Source organism: Pseudomonas sp. P4_B4 (assembly GCF_056402255.1).
Window position 1 is genome coordinate 1 of sequence record NZ_JBFUHS010000072.1, and the last position, 4,020, is coordinate 4,020.

Annotated in this window: 5 protein-coding genes; all 5 read right to left on the reverse strand. The window is 52.2% G+C overall.

From position 1 onward, the window contains the following. Window positions 1–225 (reverse strand): hypothetical protein (locus tag AC1DVE_RS30995; RefSeq protein ID WP_477784436.1); only part of this gene is annotated, 225 nt, incomplete at its 3' end. An 842-nt stretch (window positions 226–1,067) separates the two neighbouring features. Beyond that, complete coding sequence (locus AC1DVE_RS31000; protein ID WP_223457744.1) at window positions 1,068–1,451, reverse strand: hypothetical protein; 384 nt, start codon at window positions 1,449–1,451, stop codon at window positions 1,068–1,070. Window positions 1,452–1,704: 253 nt separating this feature from the next. Continuing rightward, complete coding sequence (locus AC1DVE_RS31005; RefSeq protein ID WP_223457743.1) at window positions 1,705–2,091, reverse strand: hypothetical protein; 387 nt, start codon at window positions 2,089–2,091, stop codon at window positions 1,705–1,707. Continuing rightward, window positions 2,088–3,500: a PAAR domain-containing protein gene (locus AC1DVE_RS31010; protein ID WP_223457741.1), complete on the reverse strand. Its 1,413-nt coding sequence runs from the start codon at window positions 3,498–3,500 to the stop codon at window positions 2,088–2,090. The genes AC1DVE_RS31005 and AC1DVE_RS31010 overlap by 4 nt, the downstream gene beginning before the upstream one ends. Window positions 3,501–3,781: 281 nt before the next feature. Continuing rightward, the coding region (locus AC1DVE_RS31015; RefSeq protein ID WP_477784437.1) for a hypothetical protein at window positions 3,782–4,020 on the reverse strand (239 nt) is incomplete at its 5' end.

Genomic DNA, 4,020 nt, shown 5'->3' on the forward strand with positions numbered 1-4,020 from the left:
GATGAACGACTCGCACTCGATCGAACCGCGCATGGACAGGTTCTCTAGCACTTGGGTGACTGCGCGAATTCTGTAGTTGGCGGCGTCGGTGAGGATGTCGAGTGGCGCGTGGGTGTCGACGAACAGGGTAGGCATATCGGTGCAGTTGCTGGTCAATGCCATGAAGCGGTTGTCGGGATGGGGGATTGGTTTTTCGTAGGGTGGGTCCGGGTGAATTGTTTTCATTAGTAGCTCCCAAAGATGAATCGGAGCTGCCATCAGCCTTCCTACAGGCTAGGGTGGCAGCTAAGCGCGGGGTAGGAATATCGAGACCTTTGGGAAAACTCGACCACGCCGAAGCGTGCCCGCGCATAGCCGCCGCAACTGATCTTACGGACGCATGTAAACGACCGCAAACCAAGCATTGACGCTAAGTGCTTCCCATCGGTATTGAAGGGTTCCTACACCCCACCACTGAATTGTCAGTGACCGCCAAAGACTATCGACGGAACTCACTTCGCACCACTTCATGAAAACCGCTAGGTTTTGAAGGAAACGTCCTAGGACCTTGTCCAGAAAATTTCCAACCCGCCTGACGAGAATGGAGTGGCATGAAGAATGGGCACACCAACTAGATTGAGTGCCCATTTTTTATTGGTCAGTTACCTGATTATCCCAGACATCGCTATCAGGCCAAGTAGCACCATGCCAGATACAACCCCTAGAAGAGTCCATTGCAGCACTACGAGTTTTCGCCTGAGGTCATGGGGAAAATTGTCGAGATCTTCAGCAGTGACCATACCGCGCTTCAAAAAAAATCGGGGAAACGTAACGACGCTAGATATTGAATAAACCAGCCGAGTCTTACCTCTAAGCCCTGCGTCAATACGCGCAGAGACAGTTATAAGTGGAGAACTGTTTTGGAAATGCTCTGACAGGACATCTCCCTTGGTGTAGCCCAAATGCAGCGCAACCCCAAAAATAACAAGTGCCGCACCGAAAACTATTAGTCCTGATGCCAGGAATAGTGCGTCTGCAACGCTAATACTCATTGAGTGGCCTCGAAAATCCGCTCGCCCATTTGTTAGTTAATAAAGTATTCCTGACCACCCTATACAGGCTAGTAGCGCCATAGAGATGAAAACGCCTATAAAGCCCCATTGCAGCGCTACAAGTTTTCGTCTGAGGTGCAAAGGGAGGTTTCTAATATCTTCAGCATCAAGGATTCCATGCTTCAAAAAAAAACGAGGAAATGTAACAACAAAAGAGATTCCTCCCACTAACTGCATTTTACCGTAAGGGCCTGAGTGCCTGTGCGTAGCGCTAGTTATGCTTGCTGAACTATTTTTGAAATGCTTAGTCATTTCTTCGCCTTGGACATATCCCAAGTAAAGAGCAAGAGCAATACAAATGAACAGGCTAACGGTCACGATGCAACTCAAGCCACCAATAACCAGTCCTGCGGTAGTCATTTCGTCGACTCGTAAATCACTTCACCTTTGAACTCGCCACTCATTTCTCCCAATGCCCCCCCCGCATACGAGCCAGCGCCCGCCGCAACGATACTGCAAGCAAGCGCGAAAAAGCCGCCTATTGGAACTCCCAGGGCAACGCACATACCTCCTACTACCGGCGCGGCTGGACCGGAAAGGGGACTGATTTATTTTCACTCCAGTAATAAACCCGTTCCCTTTTTTAATTTTTTCAGAGGAGCGCCCCTCCTAATCAAACAACATTAAATTCAGCTAGCAACGCGAGACCAAACATAACAGCCAACAAAATTATACCAACCCACTGCAAAGCGATTAGTTTTTGTTTGAGCGGAACAGGTAGCTCTTTTAAATCGTCAGGACTGAGAAGTCCGCGCTTAATGTAGAAGGTAGAGAAGGCCACATAACCTGATATACGACCAATTATCATTATTCTTCCCCACACCCCGCTATACCCAAAGGCATACCCCTCCGTAACGCCCCAGCTGTTTTTAAAACACCTTTGAAGAATATCCATTTTTGTGTTTGCGAGAAAAAGCATGTAGCCAATTCCCGCGAACATTCCTGAGATATCAATAATTCCTAAAACAAGGAATAACGTGTCGGCTGTGCTCAGGGTCAATTAAGAGCCTCATATATTTTTTCGGCTGTAGTTTCGCCAACTTTCTCTCCGGCATAGCTTGCTGAAAGGGTTGTCGCTCCGGTTGCTAAAACGGCACAAGCTAGCGTAGAGAAACCACCCGTAGGGATTCCAAGCCCCACGCAGATTCCACCGACAATGTGAGCGCTTATCGCTCCAGCGAACACGCCGCCACCAATCCCCCCAACAAAACTCCCCGTTTCAGTAAACTTAACCCGCTCGCAAGCTTCGGTATTCCCTGCATTACACACATCCTGAACCTTCATAGCCGACGCCCCACCACCAATGGCAGTGCCAACCCAGCCACCGTACTTCAGATAATTGGATGCCCTGGCCACACCTTCAAGGTGAGTCGCATACCCCGGCATCTGCCCCACACCGCCGGCTTCCGTCCAGCGGTGAACCAGACTGGGGGGAGATAGGAACATTGCACGGTTCAAATTGGGGTGATGTGGGAAACCGATGCCTTTGCGCGTCAGGCTTGTCAGGTGACTATCGAGTTGCGCCAGCAGCTTTTGTCGTTCGGCCCGAAACGCCGGTGAGTTCAGATGTCCGTCGCGCAGGAAGAAACGTTGATGCAGAGTTTCCATTTCACGCAAGATTTTATCGACGTTATCCAGGTTGTTCTTAAAGATGCTCGCGCCGACGCCAATAGCGCCAGAACCGAAGCCCAAGATCGTCTGAATGGCATCCCGGTGTTGCACCATGAAATCCGCCTCTTCCGGGGTAAGCGTTTCCAGTATTTGATTAGTTTTAGCCGCCACCTCCATGAGCAGCGCTTCTTCACGGGTGCACTGGAAATTATTGGGATCGCTCAGCACGATCAGCGAGCCGGCTTTGACGTCGCGCCGATTGGGATTCAGCAGCTTGAATTTACCCATCACCGCCGGGTCGCGCAGGGTGAACAGCGAGGCCTCGAGTTGTTCGCGGGTGGTGCTTTTGGGCACGATGTAGAAGCCAGGCTCTGCTGCCTGCATGCTGCTTTCACGCGTTGGCAGGGGATGGTTTGGCGCAGGCGCGAAGCTGGAAGATCGTGAGGCTACCGGGTTGTTGGCGGCGGTTGGTGTCGCCTGTGGAGTGGCGCTCCGCATGGCGTGCGGCGCAGCACTGCGGCTGGACTCGTAGGTACCCTTAAAAAACGATGGAATCAGCCCGGCTTTACAGGGACAGCTGCTGTAGCTGTCCAGCGAGCCCGCCACCAACCTTCCGTGACTCTTGATGTATGAAACGCCGCCCTCGATGACGTAGGTTTTATTGTCCTTGCCACAGGAAACCGGATCCCCCACACGAGCATGGGCGATGCCAAACATCATGACGTTTGTAGCGCCATCCAGAACCTTGCCACCGCAGGTCGTCTCGTCGTCTTTGCGAATGAAATGTCCCTTTGCCATTGCTGATCTCCCTCTCTACTGGCGCCCCAGTCATGGGAAGCGCACCACTGTTAACGATCGATAAGCCGGCTCTGGAGGAGTGGCTTAACGCAAAGTACGTGGACAGAGAGGAAACTCAAGATGGCCGGGAAAATCAGGAAATGTCTCACGACCAATACTGAAAAGGACCACGGAAATTGGAGGACCAATGCCTGTTTCGGACCTGGGCTGCAAAAAAACGGCCCGCACTATCAAGCTGCGAACCGTTTCTTACATGAAAGAGTTCAATCCATGGGAGTCGCCTACGCCCCCGCTGAAGGCCGCGCTCGCAACCGCCGCCCAACCACTTCCAGCACATCACAGCCATCGCGCAACGAAATGGCGCAGAGCAAGGCAAAGTCGCTGAGGATGAACGACTCGCACTCGATCGAACCGCGCATGGACAGGTTCTCAAGCACTTGGGTGACTGCGCGAATTCTGTAGTTGGCGGCGTCGGTGAGGATGTCGAGTGGCGCGTGGGTGTCGACGAACAGGGTAGGCA